The sequence below is a fragment of the Cytobacillus sp. Hz8 genome (genome assembly GCF_042263505.1).
Classification (GTDB): Bacteria; Bacillota; Bacilli; order Bacillales; family Cytobacillaceae; genus Bacillus_BE.
In genome coordinates this window covers 36,354-60,061 of record NZ_JBHKFI010000005.1, presented here as the reverse complement: position 1 = coordinate 60,061, position 23,708 = coordinate 36,354, and the positions used below count along the sequence as shown (strand labels likewise).

The following is a 23,708-nucleotide window of genomic DNA, read 5'->3' as shown; positions in this document are numbered from 1 at the left end:
CCTGAACTCTAAATTTTTCACTTATTACCGTATACCGCTGAATACAGCTTATATCCGCCATCTAAATTTTTGGCTTTAATCCCGTTTTCTGCTAAAATTCTTGCAGCTAAATAACCGCGCAATCCAACTTGACAGGAGACATATAAATCTTTATCATATGGCACTTCATCAAGTCGCGAACGTATATCATTAACTGGAATATTAATGGAACCTTTAATGGAACCTTTTTCCACTTCTTGAGGATCTCTAACATCAATTAAATATCCACCGTTATCAACGATTTGGTCAATTTCATGCCATTGAACGGTTTCGACCAATCCTTCGATAATATTAGTTGCCACATAACCAGCATAATTAACTGGATCCTTGGCTGAAGAAAATGGAGGAGCATAGGCCAATTCTAAGTCTGGTAAGTCTTGTACTTTTAATCCACCCTTAATAGCAGTTGCAATGACGTCTATTCGCTTATCGACTCCGTCCCTGCCAACACCTTGTGCACCAAAAATTTGTCCGGTTTTTGGATCAAAAATCAGTTTTAAAGTTAACTGCGAAGCTCCTGGATAGTATCCGGCATGATTGCTTGGGTGAACATGAACAACCTCATAAGGAACGCCAATCCGTTTTAAGGTTTTTTCATTATTTCCTGTAGCCGCTACCGCTAAATCAAAGATTTTGGCAATTGATGTCCCCATTGTCCCGTTATATTTTGCTTCTCTGCCATTGATATGATCTGCAACAAGCCTTCCCTGACGATTTGCCGGCCATGCAAGCGGAACAAATGTTTCAAACCCATTGATAAAATCTTGAACTTCAATAACATCCCCAACTGCGTAAATGGAGGGATCTGATGTTTGTAAATGACTATTTACCTTAACCGCTCCGCGAAGACCAAGTTCTAAACTAGCTTCTTTTGCTAATGTATTTTCCGGCTGTACACCAATAGCTAAAATCACCATATCTGCTTCAAGAATTTTTCCACTGGTTAAATGAATTTGTCTTCCTTCTTGTGCAAATGCTTCAACTCCATCTCCCAATACTAATTCAATGCCATGTTCGCGCATATGTGTATGGACAATTTGCGCCATTTCAAAATCGATCGGAGCCATCACTTGCTCACCCCGTTCGACAACCGTAACTTGAACCCCTCTTTCCACTAAATTTCCAGCCATCTCTAAACCAATAAATCCACCTCCAACGACGACTGCTTGTTTTGGATATTCTTTATCAACATACTGCTTAATTCGGTCAGTATCTGGAACATTACGCAAAGTAAAGAGTGCTTTTGCTTCTTCAATCCCTGGAATATGAGGACGGATTGGCTTAGATCCTGGAGATAAAATTAATACATCATATGATTCCTCATATTCTTCACCAGTACGGACATCCTTTACTTTGACTGTTTTTTGGTCACGATTAATTTTCACTACTTCAGTAAAATTACGAATATCTAGATTAAAACGATTTGTCATCCCTTCAACCGTTTGGACCAAAAGCTTATTCCGATTTTGTATAACCTCGCCAATATAGTAAGGCAGCCCACAATTGGCAAAAGAAATAAATTCCCCTTTTTCAAACATCACAATATGATCTTTCTCACTTAAACGGCGTAGACGGGCAGCCGCAGAAGCACCACCAGCAACACCACCAACAATGACAATTTTCTTCATCAAATATACCTCCTAATATTTTGTCCGGTCTTTATATACCTATAGGGGTATTATAGAATACTTTAGAAAAATATGAAAGTATTTTAATTTGTTTTTTATGGAGGGGTATATTATTTTTTCGTATTTCAGATAGGATGGAGGGGTATTCTCAAAATGAGGAACTTTATCCTTAAATTTTGCCTGTCTATTTTAGCATCTTGGTTACCTTTGAGTACGTGTTTTGTGCTATTTATTGCAAATTCAAGCTGATTATTTTCTGGACAGTTACTCAACTTTCTCACTGTATATTTTTTCACCACATCAAAAAAAGGATTAATCCCATCAGACACAAATCTTGCCCGACTGAAATTAATCCTTCCCCTTTATCGACTATTCTTATCATACCCATCCCTTGAACGATACTGTTGTGGAGCTCTGGTTGGATAGCTCACAGGTAGGCTGAACATGTGGACAAGCTGAGTAAAGGGAATTGCAGCAAATAGGAAAAATGACAAAATTACATGGACTTTAAATAATATTGGGACTCCTAACATTAAATTGGATTTTGGATGTAGGGTAAAAAGGCTTCTGAACCACGGGCCAATTGCTAAGCGATATTCATAGGCGCCAACGGTTGTATTATATATCAAGGTCATATAGGTACCTAGCCCAGCAACAAGCAATAGCCAAATAATCGTAAAGTAACCGCTAAAACTCGTATGGACGCGCACCTTTGGGAAAGAAAATTTTCGTATAAGCATGACAATCAAGCCAAAAACTACCATTAACCCGGCAACCCCACCACCGGCGATCGCAAAAAAATGGTATGTGTGATCTTCCACACCTAATGCATTATAAACCTCTAGTGGAATCAACACGCCCATAACATGTCCGAAAAATGCAAAGATAATCCCGTAGTGAAAAATAACAGAGCCTGAGCGTAGCCATTTTTTTTCAAATATTTCTGTTGATGGTGCTGTCCAGCTTTTTCCCCGAAAGATAAATCTGTAAAAGGTCGCTACAATTAAGATTGTTCCGCAAATATAAGGGAATATTGTCCACCAAAAAAGGACTTCCATTGTTGATGCTCCTCCTTTAACGATACATTAATGGATATGGTAGCTCATCTAAATCCGGTCCTTCCTGTTCCACCTCAAATAATGTTCTTTCTTCTTCTGATGGAAGAATCAATACATCCATCAATAGGAACTCTATTAATTGAGAATAAGGATTCAAATTAGGAAGAGAATCCAATATTTTTTGCATAGCCATAGCAATTCGCTTGGACAATTGAATCAATTTCTCGGTCATTTGGGAAACGGCTAGTAATTCTAACAACATCGGAATATAATCTACTATTTCCCGTCCTTGATAATCATATCCGGCTTCCGTGATTAATTTTTGCAGTTGAATTAAGGCCATCCCACGCCTTTTGCTATCACCTAGTTCTTGTGCAGTTAAGTAAAGATTGGTTTTCTGACTGTGATCAAAAGTATCCACATACAGCTCTTGAAGCTCGTAAAGTTCCATTTCATAGAATAGAGTGATTCTTTTAATAACTTCCTCTTTCAGGATCTCAGAGGAAATAAAGTCCTTGGCAAATGCTTCAATTGAGGCTCTTTCCTCCATTAGTCGAGTATCGGGATAATCCAACATTCGGGACAGAATGACTAATATTGCAGTTTGATTATTCATTATTGCGTTTCCCTTCTTCCAAATGGATAGGTAACCATTCCCTCTGGTGGGGCTAAATCTTCAACACTGCACGCACCATATTTATAATGAAGATCCTCATCCATTTCCCTTCGTCCTGTTGGGATGACGAATCGTTCATTATATTTTGCAACAGCAAGCAGCCTCGCCATTTCTTCAAGCTCTTCCGGTGTCGTATGTGCCTCTTGAATGAGCTTACTTGTTTTCAATTCATCTAAACCCCCTACTGTTTTTGCCCTCATATGGACGCGCATGGCAGCCATCTTTAATAAAACTTTACGAATGACTTCCGTATCATCAGCTGAAAGAATGGATGCCAAGTATTCCATTGGAATTCTCATTTGATCCACAGCTGGGATGTACCCGTCTGCACTTAAACTCTGCTCATTTGTAATATGATTCATAATTGGACTTAAAGGCGGTACATACCAAACCATTGGCAGTGTTCGATATTCAGGATGTAGGGGGAGGGCAATTTTCCATTTCATTGCAAGTTTATAGACTGGCGATTCTTGGGCGCTTTGAATCCAGCTATGGTTTATTCCCTGTTCCTGAGCTCTTTCGATGACCTCTGGATCAAAAGGATTGAGAAAGACAGATAGCTGGGACTCATATAATTCTTTTGGATTTTCCACAGAAGCGGCTTCCTTCACGCGATCAGCATCATATAAAACAACTCCGATGTAGCGAATCCTTCCTACACAGGTTTCCGAGCAAATTGTTGGCAGACCTGCTTCAGTCCGAGGATAACAAAAATTACATTTTTCCGCTTTATGGGTATTCCAATTATAATAGACTTTATGATATGGACAGCCATTCATACAAAAACGCCAGCCCCGACAGGCATCTTGGTCGACCAAAACAATGCCATCTTCATCTCTTTTGTAAAGGGCCCCTGAAGGACAGGAAGCAACACAGGATGGATTAAGACAATGCTCGCAAATTCTCGGTAGATACATCATAAAGGTTTTTTCATATTCCAATGCAATATGCTCCTGCAGCTTGCGAACGTTCGGATCTAAAGGAACAACTTCGCTACCACCAGCAAGGTCATCATCCCAGTTTGGCCCCCATTCTGGTTTATCGATAAATTCTCCGGTAATCATCGATTTAGGCCGAGCAACTGGCAAGCTATCCCCTTTTTCGCGCCAATGGAGATGCTCAAAATCATACGTCCAGGGTTCATAGAAATCCGCCATTTCCGCCATATTGGGGTTGTAAAAAATATTCGCTAACTTCGAAAGCGGTCCCCCTGCACGTAGATGCAATCTCCCATTTCGTAAAATCCAACCACCTTTATAACGATCGGTATTTTCCCATTCCTTAGGATATCCTGCTCCTGGACGTGTTTCGACATTATTGAACCAGACATACTCCATTCCAGGACGATTGGTCCAAACATTTTTACAAGTTACTGAACAAGTATGGCAGCCAATGCATTTATCCAAATGCATGACCATTGCCACCTGTGCCTTAATTTTCAAGCCAATCGACCTCCTTCAACGGTCGGATAATCGTTAAGGTATCCCGCTGACTGCCGGTTGGTCCATAATAGTTAAAGCCATAGCTTAACTGGGAATAACCGCCAATCATATGGGTCGCTTTCGGAAAAATCCTCGTTACACTATTATGGGTCCCACCCCGGACCTTATTAATGCTGTTTCCCGGAACCCCCATCGTACGGTCCTGTGCGTGGTGCATATACACAGCTCCTTGTGGCATCCGATAAGTGAGAACTGCTCTAGCCACCACCACTCCATTCCGGTTATATACTTCAATCCAGTCATTATCCTTGATTCCGATTGATGCTGCATCCTTTTCATTCATCCATACAACCTGCCATCCTCTAAATAATTGAATCATATTGGTGGTGTCGGTAAACATTGTGTGAATCCCCCATTTTTGATGTGGAGTCATATAGCGCAATGTGATCGATTTCCCACTATTTTCAATTTCCTTTTCATTCTTTATAAAAGGTCCCTTTGTGATTGGCGGGATATAAAGCGGCAAACCTTCGCCAAAATCAAGAATGACCTCATGATCCAGATAGAAGCTTTGCCTTCCTGTGAGTGTATGCCATGGAATAAGAAATTCCTTATTTACAGTAAAAGGAGAGTAGCGTCGATTATCATTTTCTAAACCGCTCCATACTGGAGTGGATATTGCCGGGCGTGGCTGAATGGTTAAGGCATCCAATGTGTAGTCCTCTTCTTCACGTCCTTCGGAAACATGACTCAGCTTCTTCCCTGTATTTGTTTCCATTGATTTCCACCCTTCCACTGCCCGCTTACCATTTGTGGCTCCCGACATAAGAAGGATGGCATTAATCGCTTTTTTATCAGAAAATAAATCCGGGTACCCCTTTCCAATCCCTGCATGTTTCGATGGACCTAGTCGATCCAGTAATTCCTTATACACTTTGTCACCAGGAATTTTCACTCCCTTTGTCCCATAGCCATTTTTCACATTTGGTCCCAATGTAATCCACATATCATATACATGAGGATAATCTCGTTTCACAATATGGAGATTGGGCATTGTTTTTCCTGGAATCCCCTCTACCTCCCCTTTGCGCCAATCCTTCACCTTACCAAAAGGCTGGGCAATTTCATTAATGGTGTCATGGGCAAGCGGAGACATCACAGCATCTTCCTGAGCCGGTAAATAATCCCTAGCAAGTTCTGAGAAACACTTTGCGATTTCCCGGAAAGCATCCCAGTCGCTTCTAGTTTCCCAAGGAGGACTGATAGCTGCATTAAATGGATGGACAAATGGATGTAAATCCGTGCTACTTATATCATATTTTTCATACCATGTTGCAGCTGGCAAGATAATATCAGAGAATAGTCCAGAGCTCGTCATACGAAAATCCATACTCACAAATAAGTCGGTTTTTCCTTCAGGTGGTTTCTCCGTGATCTGAACATTCTCCGGTTGCCATGAGCTTTCATTATCGGTTAGAAGAGAATCTTTTGCTCCAATTAAATGCTTCACAAAATATTCGTGACCTTTTCCGCTATCCCCTAATAGATTCGAACGCCAATTAAAAAAGACGCGTGGAAAATTTCTTGGATCATTTGGGTTTTCAATGGAAAACTCTATTTTCCCCTCTGTTAGCTGTTTCGCAATATCCTTAATGACTGCTTGGTCATCCTCTTTCCCCTCGCGTGCTTTCCTCATTACATCTAAAGAGTTTTGTGAGAATTGAGGGAAGCTTGGTAGCCATCCTAATCGTGCAGAAAGAGCATTAAAATCAGCAGGATGCATGTTTGAATACTGACTTCCCCATTCTGTTTCCTGTTCGTTTTTCTCATATTCATAACGAAACTGCTCAGTTGCAAAATAAAAAAACGAAGTTCCATTCATCAATCTTGGTGCCTTTACCCAATCATTTGCAAAGGCAATTTGTGAGAATCCTTCTAATGGTCGGACTTTCTCCTGACCAACATAATGGGCCCATCCGCCTCCATTCACCCCTTGTGATCCTGTTAATAACACTAGATTTAAAATAGACCTGTAGATTTGATCGCTATGATACCAATGGTTCGTCCCTCCACCCATTGCAATCATGGATTTTCCTTTAGTTTGTGCAGCATTTTCAGCAAATTCCCATGCTACCTGAATAACATGTTCCTTTTTTACACCTGTAATACTTTCCTGCCAGGCAGGAGTATACGGTAATTTTGTATCGTTATAGTCAGTTGGATAATCCCCTTCGAGTCCTCTGCCAACCCCAGTATGTGCTAATAACAAATCAAAAACCGTCGTAATGAGCCTTTCATTACCCGATTGATCCTTGATTTTTTTTACTGGAACCCCTCGAATTATTTTCCCGCCATCTTGTTCTCCAAAGTAAGGGAACTCGACCATCACAATTTCATCTGACTCATCTATCAAACTGAGTTTGGGCTGAATAGGTGTCCCATCCATCGCCGTTAAATCTAAGTTCCACCTGTTTTCATTATCCCACCGGAACCCTTGACTGCCATTCGGAACGGTCAATTTTTTTGCCTGCTCATCCCACACCACTGTTTTCCATTCACCAAGTTGATGTTCATTGGAAATATCAGAAGCACGAAGAAAACAATCAGATCGATAAGTGTCATTTTTCTTATTCAATACGACTAAAAACGGGAGATCGGTATATTGCTTGGCATAATCAGAAAAATAAGGGGTTTCTTTATCCACATAAAACTCTTTTAAAATCACATGTGTCATCGCCATTGCCAGTGCGCCATCCGTTCCTGCTTTTGCCGGTAGCCACATATCGGCAAATTTTTCATATTCCGCATAGTCCGGGCTTACCCCCACTACCTTTGTCCCGTTATACCTAGATTCCACCATAAAATGAGCATCAGGGGTCCTTGTTTGCGGGATATTCGTCCCCCAAATGATAAAATACTTGGTATTATACCAGTCTCCGCTCTCAGGCACATCCGTCTGATCCCCCCAAACTTGAGGAGAGGCCGGCGGAAGATCGGCATACCAATCATAAAAGCTTAAAATGGTTCCGCCGATTAAGGACAAGAATCTAGCTCCCCCACAGTAACTTACCATTGACATCGCCGGAATAGGACTAAAGCCCACCACGCGATCAGGACCATATTTTTTAATCGTATAAATCGATGCTGCGGCAATCATTTGACACACGTCTTTCCAGGAACCTCTCACAAAGCCGCCTTTTCCGCGAGCTGATACATAACGTTCCCGTTTTTTCACATCGGTTACAATATTTTCCCATGCTTGAACGGGATTAGCTTCTAGATGCAATTCTTCTTTCCACAGTGCATATAAGTCACCGCGAACATAGGGATATTTCACTCTTGTTGGACTATATGTATACCAAGAAAAGCTTGCTCCACGCGGGCAGCCCCGCGGTTCGTATTCTGGAAAATCATCTCCTGTTGAAGGATAATCGGTTTGTTGCGTTTCCCAGGTGATAATTCCATCCTTTACATGAATCTTCCAGCTACAAGAGCCCGTACAATTGACACCATGAGTGGAGCGAACAATTTTGTCATGTCCCCAACGATTTCGATAGATGGACTCCCAGTCACGCGGACGTGGATTTTCCTCTGTCCAGCCATCGTTAATACGCTCACCACGAACGAGATGTTTGAGAGAGTGTAGTAAATTATTTTTCTTCTTCTCCATTGATACTAATCCTTCCTTTCCAAAGATCGACTATTGGATTAAAGCTCTCTCCAACTAGGCGGTATGAGCCTTTGAAAGCCCCTAATTCCTCCATAAAAACCTGCCAATCAGGAGCATTTGCGGCTACTAGAATTAATCGTTGCAACGCATTCAAATCATCTATTTCATATATTCTCTGAACCACTTCTCCAGGAATATTGGAAAATCGCATTTGTAATACAGCAATTAAATCCTCTCTGTCATCAACCAACATCGCATCAGCTTCAAATGAAAACAAGCGCACTAACAACTCCTTCATCCTTTAGTCATATTAAAATAATCCGTCACAAGTAGGGATTTACATTTCTCTGCAACCTTTAAAAAAAACTGCTCCACTGCTTCATCCGGATAAGTCAACTGACTTTCCTGAAGAAAGATGGTTTCTTCCTGAGTATAATCAGCTGAAAATCTTAGGGTAACCACCATAACATCCCCTTTTTTTGTTAATGTTCCATACACATCGTATGGATGAAGGTGGTAGGTTGAAAAAGCTTCAATCATTTTTTGATACAATGTTGGAGATGCAAAGCGCAATAATCTTTCTTCCATTCCCATTTCACCCTTCATTCAAACATCTATTTCCATTTCGTCCTAATTTTTCCCACTTAGCTTTCGTTATTCGCTAAAAGTTTATTCATTTCATCTTCATTATGTATTTCATCAATGATAATTAAAGCTTCCATTAAAGACAGCACTTCATAGTCAGCTTTTTTCTTTTCAAAGCTTTCCTTGACTTGACTCACAATCCTCCTCATAAGATCATGATCACGTGTCAACTGGTGAACGGTTTTCTCAAGCTTTGGTTTCTCAGAAACCATCTCTTGATAAAGTCCTTCTTCTTCTGCTTCCGCATGCTTTAACGTCCTAGATTCCCAATGTTCTAATATTATTTCTGCCACTTGCATAGCACGATCCATTTCATCCTTTTCCAAACATGTTTTAAATAATTGGTTTAAATCCTTTGCTTCATTTAAAGCAGCTTCATGTATAGATGTATGCGCATCTTGTTTTTTTAAGCTTGGACCTGACATTTCATAATTCCTCCTAACAATTTACTAGTATCAGCCTGTCCATTATTAGGCTCAATAAACTTTTCCTTTTTAAACAAAAAAGGCTAAGGGTTTCCCCATAGCTTTTCTATTTTTTTACCTCTGATAAATCATTAAATATACCTAAATAATATTTAACATCCCCCACATCATTTTTGATTTCATTAATCGTTAAAAATTCTGCGTATATCTCTCCATTTTTACGTTTATTCCAAATTTCTCCTTGCCAATAGCCTTGACTCTTAATGGATTCCCACATTCCTTGATAAAAGCTTGCATCATGCCTAGCCGATTGTAAAATACTTGGATCCTTTCCGATTACCTCTTCAGCTTGATAGCCCGTTACTCTTGTAAATGCATGATTAACCTTTTGTATGAATCCTTTTGTGTCGGTTACCATCATTCCTTGACCAATATTCTCCATAATTTTCGTTTCCAAGCTCAATCTTTCTAAATAATACATCCAAACGACAATCACTAAACTCGCAAGGGCAAACATGGCAAGAGACATGAAGCCAATCGCATAATTGCCTGTAATGTTAAAAACAAATGAGAGAACAAGAGGCGGAAAAAATCCTCCTAATCCCCCCATCGCCGAGACAATCCCGTTCACAATCCCTGCCTGCTTGGAAAAATAATAAGGAACGAGTTTAAATATAGTCCCATTTCCAATTCCTGCACAAAAAGCAACCGTTAAACAACCAATCGTATATATAGTTATTGTAGGTGAAAATGACAAGAGAACACCGGAAAAGGTTAAACCGCCAAATACAAACAGGAGAATGATAAACGGATTGAATTTATCCCCTAAATAGCCTCCAATCGGTCGAAGTAAGGTCGCTAACGTAATAAAACCTGCCGTTCTAAGACCCGCATCAACTGACGTAAGATGAAAATTGGTGACTAAAAAATTTGGAAGATAAACCGTAAATGCCACAAACGACCCAAACGTTATAAAGTAAAACAAGCTTAAAAACCAGAGCTTCTCATTTTTATATACGCTTCTAATTTGTTCAGTCAAAGGTTTATGAATCCTTGTTTCTTTACGATCACCGAAAATAAAATTAAAAATAGCAAATAAAATAACCGGAATTAAAAACAACCGCACCGTATTTTGCCATCCAAAATGATTCGCTAACACAGGTGCAGAAAAGGAGGTAATCGCTGTCCCAATATTTCCTGCTCCATAAATTCCATTGACAAATCCATGACGCTCCTTAGGAAAGTATTTGGGAAGTGATGTCACCCCAATCGAAAACACAGCTCCCCCCATTCCAAGGACGAAGCCTCCAATAATCAAATCCAGCAAAGAATCGGCAACACTAATATAAAAAATAGGAAATATTAATATGAGAAAACTTATAAAAAATAACATCCGCGCACCAAACCGATTGGTCCAAAACCCTATAAAAATCCTCATGACAGAACCTAAAATAACCGGTACTGCCGTCACCAAAGCGACCTCATTTGCTGTTAAAGAAATATCCTCCTTGATTCTTGGCATCAATGATGAAATAATAACCCAAATCATAAAGCCTACTACTAGGCTTAGTGTTTGAAGTGGCAATTGCCATTTTTGTAACTTCATCATATGTAAGTTTTTTCTCCTTTCCAGTGGGGCCAAATAATTATTCTTTTGTGACCTCTATGTATAAGGGTATATGCTGTTTATAGTGTTTGACATCCAAGAAATAATCATACCTCTATATTTAAAGCCAACATAAGAAAAGACTTTTCCTATGTTGGCTTTAAATATCTATCATCCCCATTATGATTTACAGAAATAGTATCTTTTCATTCATTTCTGTTTCAGGGGCTTTAATTAAAAAATTGGAAAACAGGATTCCCAACATAAAATTTTGTTTTTGTATTTCCCGCATTAAATGTAATCCGTATTACTACATAATAATCCTCTAAAAGACTAATAGCACCTCCAAATTCATCACTTATCGTCCGGGAACCGGATAAATTTTTATACCTAGACACTACATATTCTGTATATAGTCCCATAGATCCAGCACTGCGATATTTCTTAATCAACTCAACGGTATAATTTGTACAATCTGTATCAATTGGAATTTCAATGCTTACCACATTTCCCATCGAATAATTCCTTAAATCAAATACTAAATCAGTATTAGCTGTAATATTCGAGGATTTTTCCAAAGTATATTGATTTGTCACACAGTTTGAAATTCCTTTAATAACATACTTTTCTGATAAGCCATCTATTACTCTTGCTCTCCCCAATCCTTTAAATAGAGAAATCACACTCGGAGAAGTAGTATTCCCCCTTTGAATTTTACTATCATAGCTTAAAACATCATTGGCATTTAATATTGCCTTAATCGAAATGCCTGAACTAAAGACATTACTATCATAGGTGAATCCAGAAACTTGTAAATTGCTATAGGAATAGAATTGGGGAGCTTGGACCTCCACAATGGAAACATTGCTTGCATTAACGTTATCTCCAGGGATCGGTGTATATACACCATAGCAATTCGTAACAGACACACCAAATATATACCTAGGAAATGGGTTAACGATTGCTTTTAAAAAGAGAAATCCATTATTACAGAGCTCAAAATAATTATTATCAATTCGAACTGCCTGAGCATGTCCTTGTCCTAAAGGAGAAATGCTTCCATCTATTGAGATCCCATATTTCTTACATGCTTGAATTGCACAGTTTTGGACAGTGATGGATTGTCCCCATAATTCTAACCCATTTTCCATAAAATATGAGAAATTACAATTTTCAATATTGATTACATTGATCTGGTTACTTGGATTAATTTGAATTAAATGGATTGCCCCCTTTTTTCCCCATTCTAATTCAGAATTAGTAAGATTAATATTATTCACATGACCATTCCCATCTGCATAAATAAACCAATCCCCATGACTTCTCATCCAAATATTATCAAGATTCCAACATACGCTATTATTATTAAAAACAATCCCTTTCCCACTAGTTGCGTTTGCTCCATACGGACCTGTGCCATTTCCAAAAATGGCAATATCACGAATCGTCCCTCTCTCAACATTTGAATTAATCGTAATAGCAGGATTGGTTGAGGTATTTTTTAAAATTGTTGAGTATTTTCCTCTCCCTCTGATATTTAAAGGTTTTGTGATTACGATTCCATCATGATTATAAGTTCCTTCTGGAAAGATAATCATACCACCCCAAGGTGAGTCTAAAATAGCTTGTCTTATTGCATTCGTCCAATTATTATTTGTGACTAAATGCTGATAAGAGATAATATTAATGGCATCTTCTGTACTCGCCATTCCATTTCACTCCCATATTAAATGATTAAATCTTAGATAGGACTTCTCAAAAATAGTATTTTGTAAATCTTTTTCCTACATTAATATATGTTTGTTGACAAGCTTCGGCCCTCCATAATACCCATTCTTAAGAAAGAAACAACTATTCTTTTTCCTTCTCTCCCAATCCATAAATTAAAGTAAAAAAGAATAATCTATGTAGCAAGGTAAACGCTATTAGTAAAAAAGTAAGGAGAATGAGTGATGCATAAGATATTCCTACTTCTAATCCTTTTATTCAGCTTTTTTCCAACAGAAAACATTCTAGCAGTTACAAATCACATTCCCAATTACGAACCGATTAAAGGAATCTATGTCAATGCACCTAATACGAAAAAGCCGCAATTTAATCATTATCTCTCTTTAGTAAAAAAAACAGAACTGAATGCGATGGTCATTGATATCAAGGATGATGATGGACATCTGACCTTTACCCCTTCCAAAAATTCACCCTATTATCAGGCTAGTCACCCGTATATAAAAAATCCGAAAGCACTTATGAATTCATTAGAATCAAATCACATTTATCCAATTGCAAGAATTGTTGTTTTTAAAGATCGTATCTTAGCAAAAGCCCATCCTAACTGGGCCTTTAGAACTTCACATGGAGTTTGGAAAAACGCACGGGGGGATTCCTTCACCAATCCATTTTTAAAAGAGGTTTGGGATTATAATATAGGCATGGCAATCGAAGCAGCAAAATTAGGTTTTAAAGAAATTCACTTTGACTATGTTCGATTTCCCGAACAATTTGAAAAGTTTGAACATACCCTTACCTACAAAGAACTATCATTTAATCGCAACATAGCACGCAATCGAGTAACCGCCATTACTGAATTTGTTAGGTATGCTCGGCAAAGACTTCAGCCTTATCACGTAAATTTTTCAGTAGCAACTTTTGGAATCGTCACAGTAATACCAGAAGCACATGGCATTGGACAAAATTTTTCAGAAATTGCAGCCAATGTCGATGCCATCTCCGCCATGATTTATCCAAGCCATTGGACTGGTCTGAAAGGAATTCGAAAACCTGATTTGGAACCATTCCGAACGGTTCAAGCCTATGCCAAAGTGGAAAAATATAGGTTAGGCAAGTTAAGGCATCAACCTATCACCCGCCCATGGATTCAAGATTTTACCGCTACTTGGCTTGGAAAGGGAAATTATAAAATATATGGAAAGAAGGAAGTTGAGGATCAAATCCGTGCTTTACATTCGCAAGGAGTCGATGAGTTTTTATTATGGAGCAGTACAAATAAATATACTCCTAACGTGGATTATACCCCATATTAAAAGGGAAGGGGTTATAAGTCTGTTCCAATTCCTACTTAGGAACAGGCTTTTCTTTTGGCTGGAGTCTTATTCTCGTTTTGTGGATTATAAACCATACAACCCATATTCCGATAAAATCTTTCCCTAGGTCAAGGACTGAGAGAGAGCGAAATGGCACAAAGATTTGGTGGATTTCATCCAAAATCCCATAAAAAAAGGCGATGAAAACCGCTAATTGATTATTTCTATGATTTAAAATTCCAAAAGCTCGAAAGGCCATAAGAATAAAGAGATAAAGGAGGCCAAATTCAATAAGATGGGTTAGTTCAAAAAGAGTTCCGATAAAAATAAGGATCTTTCTATCTATCACATCCGCATAATGATCAATTGATGATGGATCAAAGTGACTGGATTGCAGCCAAATCAATCCTATATAAAAGATTGGTAGAACTCCTAAGCTAAAACGTCTAATTTGACTTTGCATTTTGCACAAACCTTTCTGATTTTAATGAAAAATACTCGCATGTTAATCCATTAAATTCAATGCCCATTCCCCTTACTTTGTTTCTAGTCTTTTTTTATCATTTTTTGGATGACTTCGATATGCGGGAAAGAATGCTTCTTCCGCCTTTTCACCATAGTATTCTTCCCATTGGATTACTAATTTTTTATATTTATCAGGGATATGTATTTTTCTCCCAATATAAAAATCTAGAATTCCATCAGGGTGAAAACGGTTTTTAAATTGAAATAGTGAGTCTCTTCCTTCTACTCCCCCATTGTGTAAGGCGCTATGACCACCACCTAAATGAAATTTCTTCAAGCCTTTTTCTTTTCCCCATAAAGCTAGTCGGTGAAAAAGATACGGATTTCCTCCTAAATTTAGGAATTCTTTTTTAGAGCAGCCAAGATGGTAATACAAATTTCCACCATCATATAAGCATAAAGCTGCAGAAATCATTTGCCCTTGATCGTAAACTGCACCGATTAAAGAATGATCCCGAAATCCTTCAAACAATTGATATAAATATTCAGTAGAAAAATAAGAATATTGAGATGCGCTTAACTTATCCATTGTTTCTTTATATAGCGTATAAAAAAGCGTGATTTGATTTATAGCTTTTTCCCTTTGAAAAACTAAAAATTCCAATTGATTTTTTTGAGCCTTCTTTATATTCCGTTTATGATTTTTATGAATTACATTAAAAATCTCCTCTTCACTTTTGGTTAAATCCATATAAATCATTTCTCTGTCAAAACAAATATCCATGAAATTTTCTAAATCTCTTTGATTTTGAAGGAGAGGATGAAACTTTATGAATTCACATACAATATTTTCTTTTAGGCAGTATTCTTCAAATTTAAATCTAAATCCTGTAAGAAATTCTTCATCTAATTCATCGTATAAAGGTCCCCCGTAGCCATAGGATGGAGTTGTAATATCATAAAATTCATTAGTCAAATGAGGATTACTGGAATTTTGGCGTACCTCAATCCTTCTTTTGATAAAGACATAACATAGACTTTTCTTATTTTTTTTATCTTCATAGAAAAATAAATATGGGTCTCCATCTCCTAACCCATGACATAAATCCGAATACCCATGGTGATAAAAGACATCTTTCTTGTTCAATTGTTTAAGCTTTTCTTCCCATTTTTTCTTTTCATGGTATGAAATAACTTCGTACATAATTCCCTCCATATTAAGCATTACCTTATATTTTTGGACAAAAATTTCTTTCTTCGATAAATGGGAAAAAAGTTGCTTCCTGAAGCAGTGTCATCATTTGTTGTTATCTTTATCAGTTCCCTATAAACTTCTTCATTCACGACATTTTTTCCAAGAAAATAATCATAATGATTGTTATTAGTAAAGGATGATTTAAATTTAAAAAGACTATCGTTATCTCCATATCCTCCACCTAAATGAAGGGCTTGCACACCGAATGATTTCGAGAATTCAACCATCGCATCAAATAACAAATTATTCGGTCTTAAATGCAAATATGCCGTCTTCGATGCACCTAAATGGTAATGGGCAAATTCTTTTCCAATGATTAACAAAACACCTGCGATGATTTCTTCTTTATATTTTGCAAATATAAAATAGGGCTTACTGTACTGGGTCTCTTCCATTTGCCTGTCAAAATAAGATTGATCAAAATAATAAAAATCCAATGCATGATTTCGATTCATGGTTTCTTCATATAGTTCAATAAAGATTTCTACATCTTCTTTTCTTGTTGAACGATAAACCTCTACCCCATCCCTCCTAGCTTTACGAATATTTCTTCTTGTATTTGATCTATATTTTTTTCTGATATCATCTAGAGATTGGGTCAAATCTATGGCAGTTGTTTTTCGAACATAATCAACAGACATTAGTTTCCTCATATATTCCACATTATTTAACAGCGGATGAAAGCGAACGGTCTCTGTGATGATGTAATTGTCCAAACAATACTGTTTAAATTGAAGATAAAAAACTTCAATCACCCGTTTATTTCCTTCAATTATTGGACCACCATACCCATAAGGAGAAATGATATCATAATATCCTTCTTTCACATCAATTTTCCTTTTTATGTAAGGGTAAAAAACTTTTCCGGCATCATTTTCAAAATAGATCGCTTCAGGTACACCTCCCTCCACTTGTGCAAACAATTGAACATATTCCTTTGTGTAATAGATATCAACCTTTCCAAAATGTTTTAAATATCCATCCCAATTATGTTTTTCTCCCAGAATATATAAATGATTGATACTTTGATTGCTAATTTCTTTCATTCCTTAACCTCCAAATAAAAAGACATCAGATCTCTTTTATTAAAAGTTCTAATGCCTCATTCTATAATTTATAACTTGTTCTTCTTCGCGACCAAACTTAACTTTCGATGTAAAATAATAAACCGGATTAGGATCGATTTTTTCATCAAATTTTCTCGCAAAATACTGATTAGATTTTTCTACTTTTTCAACGTCCCTCATGGTAATAATCTTTGGCGAATTTCTTGTACTTATCGTATCTCCCCAATCTAAATACATTAAATTATTATTAACTACATTCTTGTAATATGGAGAATTCATGATAAGTGTTTGAAAAAACCACTGATCTGGAACTAATGTATTCTTAAAAAACTGATAAAACCAGCTATTGTCATCTATAAACTGAATAATATATTTAGCTACTTCAAACGGAATCGTAAACCATTGTGAACCTGTGTAAAATGAAAAATTCTTAGGCCACTGATTCACATTGGGAGAAACACGAATTCCCAAACGAAATAATCCTCGGATGATGGTTCGATAAACACGAATGGGATGAATAGAATCATATCGTCCTCTTGTGATTTTCGGCCAATTGATAAGCATAGAATCCAAATGTTTCTTTTCCATTTTATTTATCGTCATATATATATGTTGGGTATTTTTCCTCAAAAAATCCATAAATCCTTCCTTTACCAATAGATCTTGACCACTTCTTAAACAAACAAAATCATAGGAATGTTTCGTGGCAATTACTTCTCTTAATAAAAGTAAGGTAGTATCAATTTGACTGATATCTCCCCATTCACAACTAATACTTTGCTTCAGGACATACACATGAGGATCCTTTATGATGGCATCCTTTACATTAACATCATTATTTTTATCAATATGAACAAAAATATCTGCTTGTTCTGTGGAAATTAGTTGTTTAATAAACTGATTAACTTGATGTGGATTTTTATGGATTTGTAAGATATAGGCCGTTTTTATTGCAGCATTCATTCATATCCCCCTCACAGAAACTTTTTGTGCTTAGCCTTTGGTAAAACTAGTTAAGTAGTTTAATACTAAAAAGTAGACATAACCCTATGACAAATAAAATACCAGGGAGTACTGGTTTGAATTTAAGCTTTAATGAACAAAAAATTGGAATCAAATAGGCTCCCACCAGAGAAACGGAAACCAATAATATTTTTAATTCACTCATTGTTATTAAGACGTATATAAGAAAAATTGCAGGTACCGCAATTAGAATGGCAGGCATGGAAAAGATTGTTTCAATCACATGTCTCCATATCATTTGCTCTTTTTTCATTCTCATTGATATATTAAGACCCACTAAACCAAAAATCAGAGGCCAAACAAAAATGTAGCTCGTTTCTTTTAACCAAATACTGGAGATAACCGCAATAATTAACCAACAAACAAAGGCTCCCATCGATAAATTGTAAGCATTGATTTTTTTTGAAATTAGAGAATAAATTAATGAAATTAAAGCTATTAGTAAAAAAATCAGCCCCACAAACATTGGATTACTTATTTTTAAGTTTGTTTCATATGACCAAAGGCTGCCTGAAGAAACAATTGAGAGCAGATTCCATATTCCATCCCCCAAAAAGTAGGACATGCCTGCAACTCCTAAAAAAATTAGAAAACCTACACTAGTACCAGTTACTGAAAGTTTTTTCTTTTTATATCCATGCATACATGTCAATCCAAATAACATAATCGCTAAAAGTAGAAAAGGAATTACTAGACTGTCAGAGTATGTAATGATTTTATGTCCAAGAATATTGAAAAATATTTTATCGTTATCCTCTTTAGCTACCAATTCCATACTGCCTAAATGCTTCACCAAATGGAGCATATAATCTCCTTGATGTTGAAGACTTTCCAAGCTTAAATTTTCAACTGTATCTTCAGCCGTATGATAACTATTTAATCCTTCAAAAAATCCAAAATTCATCCCGTACATGCCTGACTTCTTATATACAGTTAAATCTGTATCATGCGGCATAATTTTATATAGACTATATAAGAAAGAATGTGCAACAGGGTTTGGGGCCGATTTTGCAAATTCAGAAATCACTCTTTCATTCCCTTCATTTGTTTCAAATAGAACAGAAGGCCCGCTATTCCCGCGTGCTTCAAAATTTAAAACTAAACCAACATCCTTTGCCCAAGGATACTTTTGAACAAATTGCTGAGCCCCTAATAACCCTTTTTCTTCCCCATCAGAAATTAAAATAATGAGATCATTTTTTAATTTCTTTTCTTGTTTTATAATACGCACAGTTTCGATAATGGCAGCTACTCCTGAACCATCATCAGAAGCACCTAGACTTTCCCCTTCAGAATCATAGTGCGCTGTAAGCATAATGGCCTTTGAAGAATCAACACCTGGGATTTTAGCCACAATATTTTCGATCTTTCCCTTATATGGTCCACCCCATGCATAAAATTCCCCTTCTTCTTTTTGTATTTTTGGGGATACACCTATATTTTCTAAAGCTGAAAAAATGTAATCCTTTACCTCGTCATGCCCCTTTGAACCAACCGGATGGGGTTTTTCAGCTATTTGTTTTACATATTCCATGGCTCTTTCGGCGGAAAAATCATTTTTCTTCTCTTCTTTCGATACAACTTCAGGCATGTGAAACTGCAACAAACTCACCCAGACAAATGTTAATATCATTCCGATACAGATAATAAAAACAACCACACTTTTAAAAAAAGAATGTGTTTCCTTAGATTTCTTTTCCATCAACGCTCCCCATTCTATTACACTTCATTGCTAATATCATCCATGTAAGACAAATCTCACATTGTTTACTTTTAAAGTAAGACTTTCAAACTCTTCAATTGCTGGGCGGAGATAGTAATCTAGGTTCTCCTCCAATTCATTTCGAGTAAATACAATTATCCACGTGACGATTAAGGGATATAAAAAAAATATTTTCTCAATTGGATTTATTTTTGTCGTTTCATCTTCAATATTTAAGAATAATTTATCAATTTCATGAAAAGGAAGCTTTAATTGTCCAAATAAACCAGCTAAATCTATCCATTTAGGTCCTACATACATATTTCCCCAATCGATGATATACAATTTCTCCATCTGGACGTTCCAAATCATATTGTGACTATCAAAGTCGCCATGCTGCAATGTGTAGTCAACTATTGGATTTATTTGGTTATATAATTCCCAATCAAAAACGAGCATTTCTAGTTTCTTAATTAACTCATAAGTTTTAGCCGTATATTTTAATTCTCTCATTCTTTTATAAATTAACTGAAAAAGCCTTTGATTCGTTTGTTTTTTATGAATAGAAATAAAAGAATATAAGGCAAAAATCGGATGGTTTGGATAATTTTTATTGATCAATTGAAATTCTTTATTGAAATCAGGTTGAGGTATCAAATCTATAATCTCACAATAATAAACAGTATTAATTAGTTTACTGGCATTAATGGCTTCTTTTAAAATTTTTCCATTAAGGTTAGGTACGATACCATCGACTTTTTCCATTGTGAGAAGTGCTAGGTTCTCTGTTTTTCGTTCTGAAATATTAATAATTTTAGGGGTTATGAATCTAACATTTTTAAAATGCTTATATATCTTCAAATAAAATGCCCTTTCAAGCTCAATACTGGACTGAGTTGTAATTTTCGTTAAGTATTTTCTTATCTCTCCATTGTTGGTAAGAGTGTGTTCAAAACATCCTAGATTTTGTTCTCCCCCCATATAAATATACTTTGACTGAATAACCTCCATTGCAGGAAATTTATCCTCTATTACTTTAATAAGGATTTCCGGATTAGTAATGTATCGTAACCCTTGAAATAAAGTAGATGTGGCCAATTCGTTTTTTCTTAGATTTTTATAACACAGGGCCAAATATAGATAATTTTCTATCCGTTCAGGAATAAGATTGACTAATTTTTCTCCAAGAACGGAAGCTTGTGTCCATTCCTTCTGGACTAAATATTGAATGAATTTTTTCCTTTTTAACCAAATATTCATATGGATGAATAGCGCTTTAAAACCCTGTTTTAATACGATATTCAATGATTTTCGTAATAAATGCATCTCCTACTCCCCACAACACAGTCATTTTTGATTAGCTATCCCCTACCAGTTAATTTCACATTTTTAATTTTCTCCCTTTTTAATAACGGTCCCATTATTTGTAAAATTTCTTTCAATTCTTGAACCTTAACCCATTTGCTCATGCTAATATAAATAACCAACTCCATGAAAATTTGTATGATAATTTTCATTAAATCATGATCTGGAAGAAAAGCCCCACAAACATATACAGTTGCCCCCATAATAATAGTCATCAAAAATGTTATCGAAATATCTTTCACTTGTTCAAACGAAGAATAAGAAATTTCTCTACCTGAAAAAAAACTATTGATCCAAAAAGAGGAATAAGAATCAATAATGGTTAAGCTTACTAAGCCTATCACGCCCAGCTTTAACCAAATGGTCAATATTATCATGATTGTTACTAAAACCTTTTTCACAATACTTATGAGAAGAAATAAATCTGATTTTCCCTTTACCTGGAGTATATTTAGATTGATTGCATTCAATGGATATAACATCCCTGCTAAACATAAGAGCTGAAAATAAATCACCATCGGCATCCATTTTTCACCGAATAATAAATGGATTAGTGGTTCTGCTATTGTTGCCAAACCCATCATTATTGGAAAGTGAATATATGTTGAGGTCTTAATAATTTTTTTAAAACCAAATTTGAGTTTTTCTTCTTCTTTTTGAATTTTACTTAAGACTGGATAAGTCACACTCTGTAGTGCGGATGTAATGGATTGAGATGCAACATCATTGAGCTTTGAAGCATTGGTAAAATATCCAAGCTGCGTAGCAGCAAAATAGCGGCCAATTATAACATAATAAATATTAGAATATATGGTCGATAATAATCCTGCTAGCATAATTTTTACACCAAATCCAAATAATCGACGAAAAGATTCCATTTTAAAAACCAAGGAAGGAATCCATCCAACAAACTTCCACAAAAGTCCAGATTGAATTACTTGCATGGAAATTGTTTTTACGATGAGACTCCACACCCCGAACCCCAAAAGAGCAAAAATAGTCCCAATTATGCCTGAGACAATCCCTGAGATAAAACTGATCTTTGTTTGTGTTTTGAAATCAATCTTTTTAATCATTTGAGCTTTTTGAATTATTCCAAATGAATTAATGATGATTCCTATCGACAACACTCTTAAGATTAAAGTCAATTTTGATTCATGAAAAAATGAACTGATGGCTGGGGCAAGCAAAAAAAGAAAACCATACATTATAAGTGCCATAAATAAGTTAAAATAAAAAACAGTGGAATATTCAGCCTGTGTCGTATTTTGCTCACGAATCAAGGCTTGAGATACTCCACTATCAATAATTAAATTAGAGATTGAAATAAAGACCGTAATCATCCCGATTAATCCAAAATGTTCAGGTAGCAATACCCTTGCAAGAATAATTTGAATGATAAATTGAATTCCCTGATTCGCAAATAAATCACTAAAACTCCAAAATAAACCTTTCATTGTTTTCTGTTTTAGTGATTCCTCATTTTGCATGGTAATAACCCTCACCTTATTTCATTTCAATTTTTCTTATAAAGTACTTCATTAAAGAAGCATTTGCTTATATTTTTCAATATAATCTAAAATCGTTTTTTCAATTCCTTGTTCAAACCCATATTTATTTTGGAAACCCAATTCATTACGTAACTTTGAGTCATCAATGGCATATCGATAATCATGTCCAGGACGATCATGAACGAACTCAATCAACTGGTGATAGCTTGTAATCCTTTTATGATTGACTGTAATTGGCATGACCTTATCCAGTATGTCACAGATGATTTGAGCAATTTCAAGATTTGTTTTTTCATTATGCCCACCAATTACATAAGCTTCTCCGGATTTTCCTTCAAAGAAGACTTTCTCTATTGCTCGACAATGATCGAGAACATATAACCAATCTCGAATATTTTGCCCATTTCCGTAAATGGGAATTTTCTCTAATAATAGTGCCCTTCTAATAATTGTGGGTATTAGTTTTTCCTGATGTTGCCTCGGTCCATAGTTATTTGAACAATTAGTTGTAACAACATTTAAACCATAAGTGTGAAAATAGCTTCGTACAAACATGTCTGAAGCTGCTTTACTGGCGGAATAAGGGCTATTTGGCGCATAGGAGGAAATTTCAGTGAAAAATCCTTCTTTTTCTAATGTGCCATATACTTCATCAGTCGAGACATGATGAAAACGAGCATTCTCAAAACCAGGCTTATAACTTTTAACCCCGTTCATCCAATATTTTCGAGCGACCTCTAGCAAAGTAAATGTTCCAAGAACATTGGTTTCAACAAATGTGATTGGATGATGAATTGAATTATCTACATGTGATTCAGCAGCAAAATGAATGACTCCTTCAATTTGATATTGGTGAAATATATTTTCCAAAAGCTCCATATCACAAATATCTCCCTCCAAAAACAAATGCCTTGAATGTGTCCAAACTTCTTTTAAATGATCAAGATCCCCTGCATACGTTAATTTATCGAGATTAATAATTTGAATACTTTGATCTTTTTTTAAAAGGTAAGAAACAAAATTAGATCCGATAAAACCGGCTCCCCCTGTAATCAGTAGATTCATTTTCTCCCTCCACTTTACTTTCACA

At 36.2% G+C, this 23,708-nt stretch carries 19 protein-coding genes; 1 reads left to right on the top strand and 18 read right to left on the bottom strand.

Features of this window, described 5'->3' with window-relative positions; all coding sequences use genetic code 11:
- Positions 1–17 precede the first annotated feature (17 nt).
- The 10 genes from ACE38V_RS08640 to ACE38V_RS08595 all read right to left on the bottom strand — a co-directional run bounded on the left by ACE38V_RS08640 (position 18) and on the right by ACE38V_RS08595 (position 12,898).
- Positions 18–1,667 (bottom strand): CoA-disulfide reductase, encoded by a 1,650-nt coding sequence (locus ACE38V_RS08640; protein WP_375840817.1) that lies wholly within the window; start codon positions 1,665–1,667, stop codon positions 18–20.
- Positions 1,668–2,029: 362 nt separating this feature from the next.
- Complete coding sequence (gene narI, locus ACE38V_RS08635) at positions 2,030–2,725, bottom strand: respiratory nitrate reductase subunit gamma (protein ID WP_375840816.1); 696 nt, start codon at positions 2,723–2,725, stop codon at positions 2,030–2,032.
- Positions 2,726–2,741: 16 nt separating this feature from the next.
- The gene (gene narJ, locus ACE38V_RS08630) at positions 2,742–3,341 is read right to left on the bottom strand and encodes a nitrate reductase molybdenum cofactor assembly chaperone (protein WP_375840815.1); all 600 of its coding nucleotides are present in this window, start codon (positions 3,339–3,341) and stop codon (positions 2,742–2,744) included.
- Positions 3,341–4,843, bottom strand: coding sequence for a nitrate reductase subunit beta (gene narH / locus ACE38V_RS08625; protein ID WP_375840814.1), 1,503 nt, complete (start codon positions 4,841–4,843; stop codon positions 3,341–3,343). The genes narJ and narH overlap by 1 nt, the downstream gene beginning before the upstream one ends.
- On the bottom strand, positions 4,833–8,513 hold the full coding sequence (locus tag ACE38V_RS08620; RefSeq protein WP_375840813.1) for a nitrate reductase subunit alpha: 3,681 nt from the start codon (positions 8,511–8,513) through the stop codon (positions 4,833–4,835). Before ACE38V_RS08620 ends, narH begins: the two co-directional genes overlap by 11 nt.
- A complete protein-coding gene (locus ACE38V_RS08615; protein WP_375840812.1) occupies positions 8,494–8,796 on the bottom strand; it encodes a hypothetical protein in 303 nt (100 codons plus the stop codon). Before ACE38V_RS08615 ends, ACE38V_RS08620 begins: the two co-directional genes overlap by 20 nt.
- An 11-nt stretch (positions 8,797–8,807) precedes the next feature.
- Positions 8,808–9,101, bottom strand: a complete 294-nt coding sequence (locus ACE38V_RS08610; protein WP_375840811.1) for a hypothetical protein — start codon at positions 9,099–9,101, stop codon at positions 8,808–8,810.
- Positions 9,102–9,157: 56 nt separating this feature from the next.
- Complete coding sequence (locus ACE38V_RS08605) at positions 9,158–9,583, bottom strand: hemerythrin domain-containing protein (protein WP_375840810.1); 426 nt, start codon at positions 9,581–9,583, stop codon at positions 9,158–9,160.
- A 106-nt stretch (positions 9,584–9,689) separates the two neighbouring features.
- On the bottom strand, positions 9,690–11,189 hold the full coding sequence (locus tag ACE38V_RS08600; protein WP_375840956.1) for a nitrate/nitrite transporter: 1,500 nt from the start codon (positions 11,187–11,189) through the stop codon (positions 9,690–9,692).
- A 230-nt stretch (positions 11,190–11,419) separates the two neighbouring features.
- Positions 11,420–12,898, bottom strand: a complete 1,479-nt coding sequence (locus ACE38V_RS08595) for a right-handed parallel beta-helix repeat-containing protein (RefSeq protein ID WP_375840809.1) — start codon at positions 12,896–12,898, stop codon at positions 11,420–11,422.
- Positions 12,899–13,141: 243 nt separating this feature from the next.
- On the opposite strand from ACE38V_RS08595, the gene ACE38V_RS08590 reads away from it, so the two are divergent.
- Positions 13,142–14,230 (top strand): putative glycoside hydrolase, encoded by a 1,089-nt coding sequence (locus ACE38V_RS08590; protein WP_375840808.1) that lies wholly within the window; start codon positions 13,142–13,144, stop codon positions 14,228–14,230.
- Positions 14,231–14,261: 31 nt separating this feature from the next.
- Here the strand turns inward: ACE38V_RS08590 and ACE38V_RS08585 are convergent, their stop codons facing one another.
- From ACE38V_RS08585 to rfbB, 8 genes are all read right to left on the bottom strand, one after another.
- Positions 14,262–14,693 carry a VanZ family protein gene (locus ACE38V_RS08585; protein WP_375840807.1) on the bottom strand — a complete coding sequence of 144 codons (432 nt, stop codon included), beginning with the start codon at positions 14,691–14,693 and terminating at the stop codon, positions 14,262–14,264.
- A gap of 72 nt (positions 14,694–14,765) precedes the next feature.
- Positions 14,766–15,899 (bottom strand): GNAT family N-acetyltransferase, encoded by a 1,134-nt coding sequence (locus ACE38V_RS08580; protein ID WP_375840806.1) that lies wholly within the window; start codon positions 15,897–15,899, stop codon positions 14,766–14,768.
- Positions 15,900–15,919: 20 nt separating this feature from the next.
- Positions 15,920–16,996 carry a lipid II:glycine glycyltransferase FemX gene (locus ACE38V_RS08575; protein WP_375840805.1) on the bottom strand — a complete coding sequence of 359 codons (1,077 nt, stop codon included), beginning with the start codon at positions 16,994–16,996 and terminating at the stop codon, positions 15,920–15,922.
- 48 nt (positions 16,997–17,044) lie between these two features.
- Entirely contained in the window at positions 17,045–17,980 is a 936-nt protein-coding gene (locus tag ACE38V_RS08570) for a beta-1,6-N-acetylglucosaminyltransferase (protein ID WP_375840804.1), read from the bottom strand.
- Between the two features lie 46 nt (positions 17,981–18,026).
- Positions 18,027–19,742 (bottom strand): M28 family peptidase, encoded by a 1,716-nt coding sequence (locus ACE38V_RS08565; RefSeq protein ID WP_375840803.1) that lies wholly within the window; start codon positions 19,740–19,742, stop codon positions 18,027–18,029.
- A gap of 36 nt (positions 19,743–19,778) precedes the next feature.
- Entirely contained in the window at positions 19,779–21,068 is a 1,290-nt protein-coding gene (locus ACE38V_RS08560; RefSeq protein ID WP_375840802.1) for a phosphotransferase, read from the bottom strand.
- A 35-nt stretch (positions 21,069–21,103) separates the two neighbouring features.
- Positions 21,104–22,597: a lipopolysaccharide biosynthesis protein gene (locus ACE38V_RS08555; protein ID WP_375840801.1), complete on the bottom strand. Its 1,494-nt coding sequence runs from the start codon at positions 22,595–22,597 to the stop codon at positions 21,104–21,106.
- 51 nt (positions 22,598–22,648) lie between these two features.
- Complete coding sequence (gene rfbB, locus ACE38V_RS08550; RefSeq protein WP_375840800.1) at positions 22,649–23,683, bottom strand: dTDP-glucose 4,6-dehydratase; 1,035 nt, start codon at positions 23,681–23,683, stop codon at positions 22,649–22,651.
- Between the last annotated feature and the right edge of the window lie 25 nt (positions 23,684–23,708).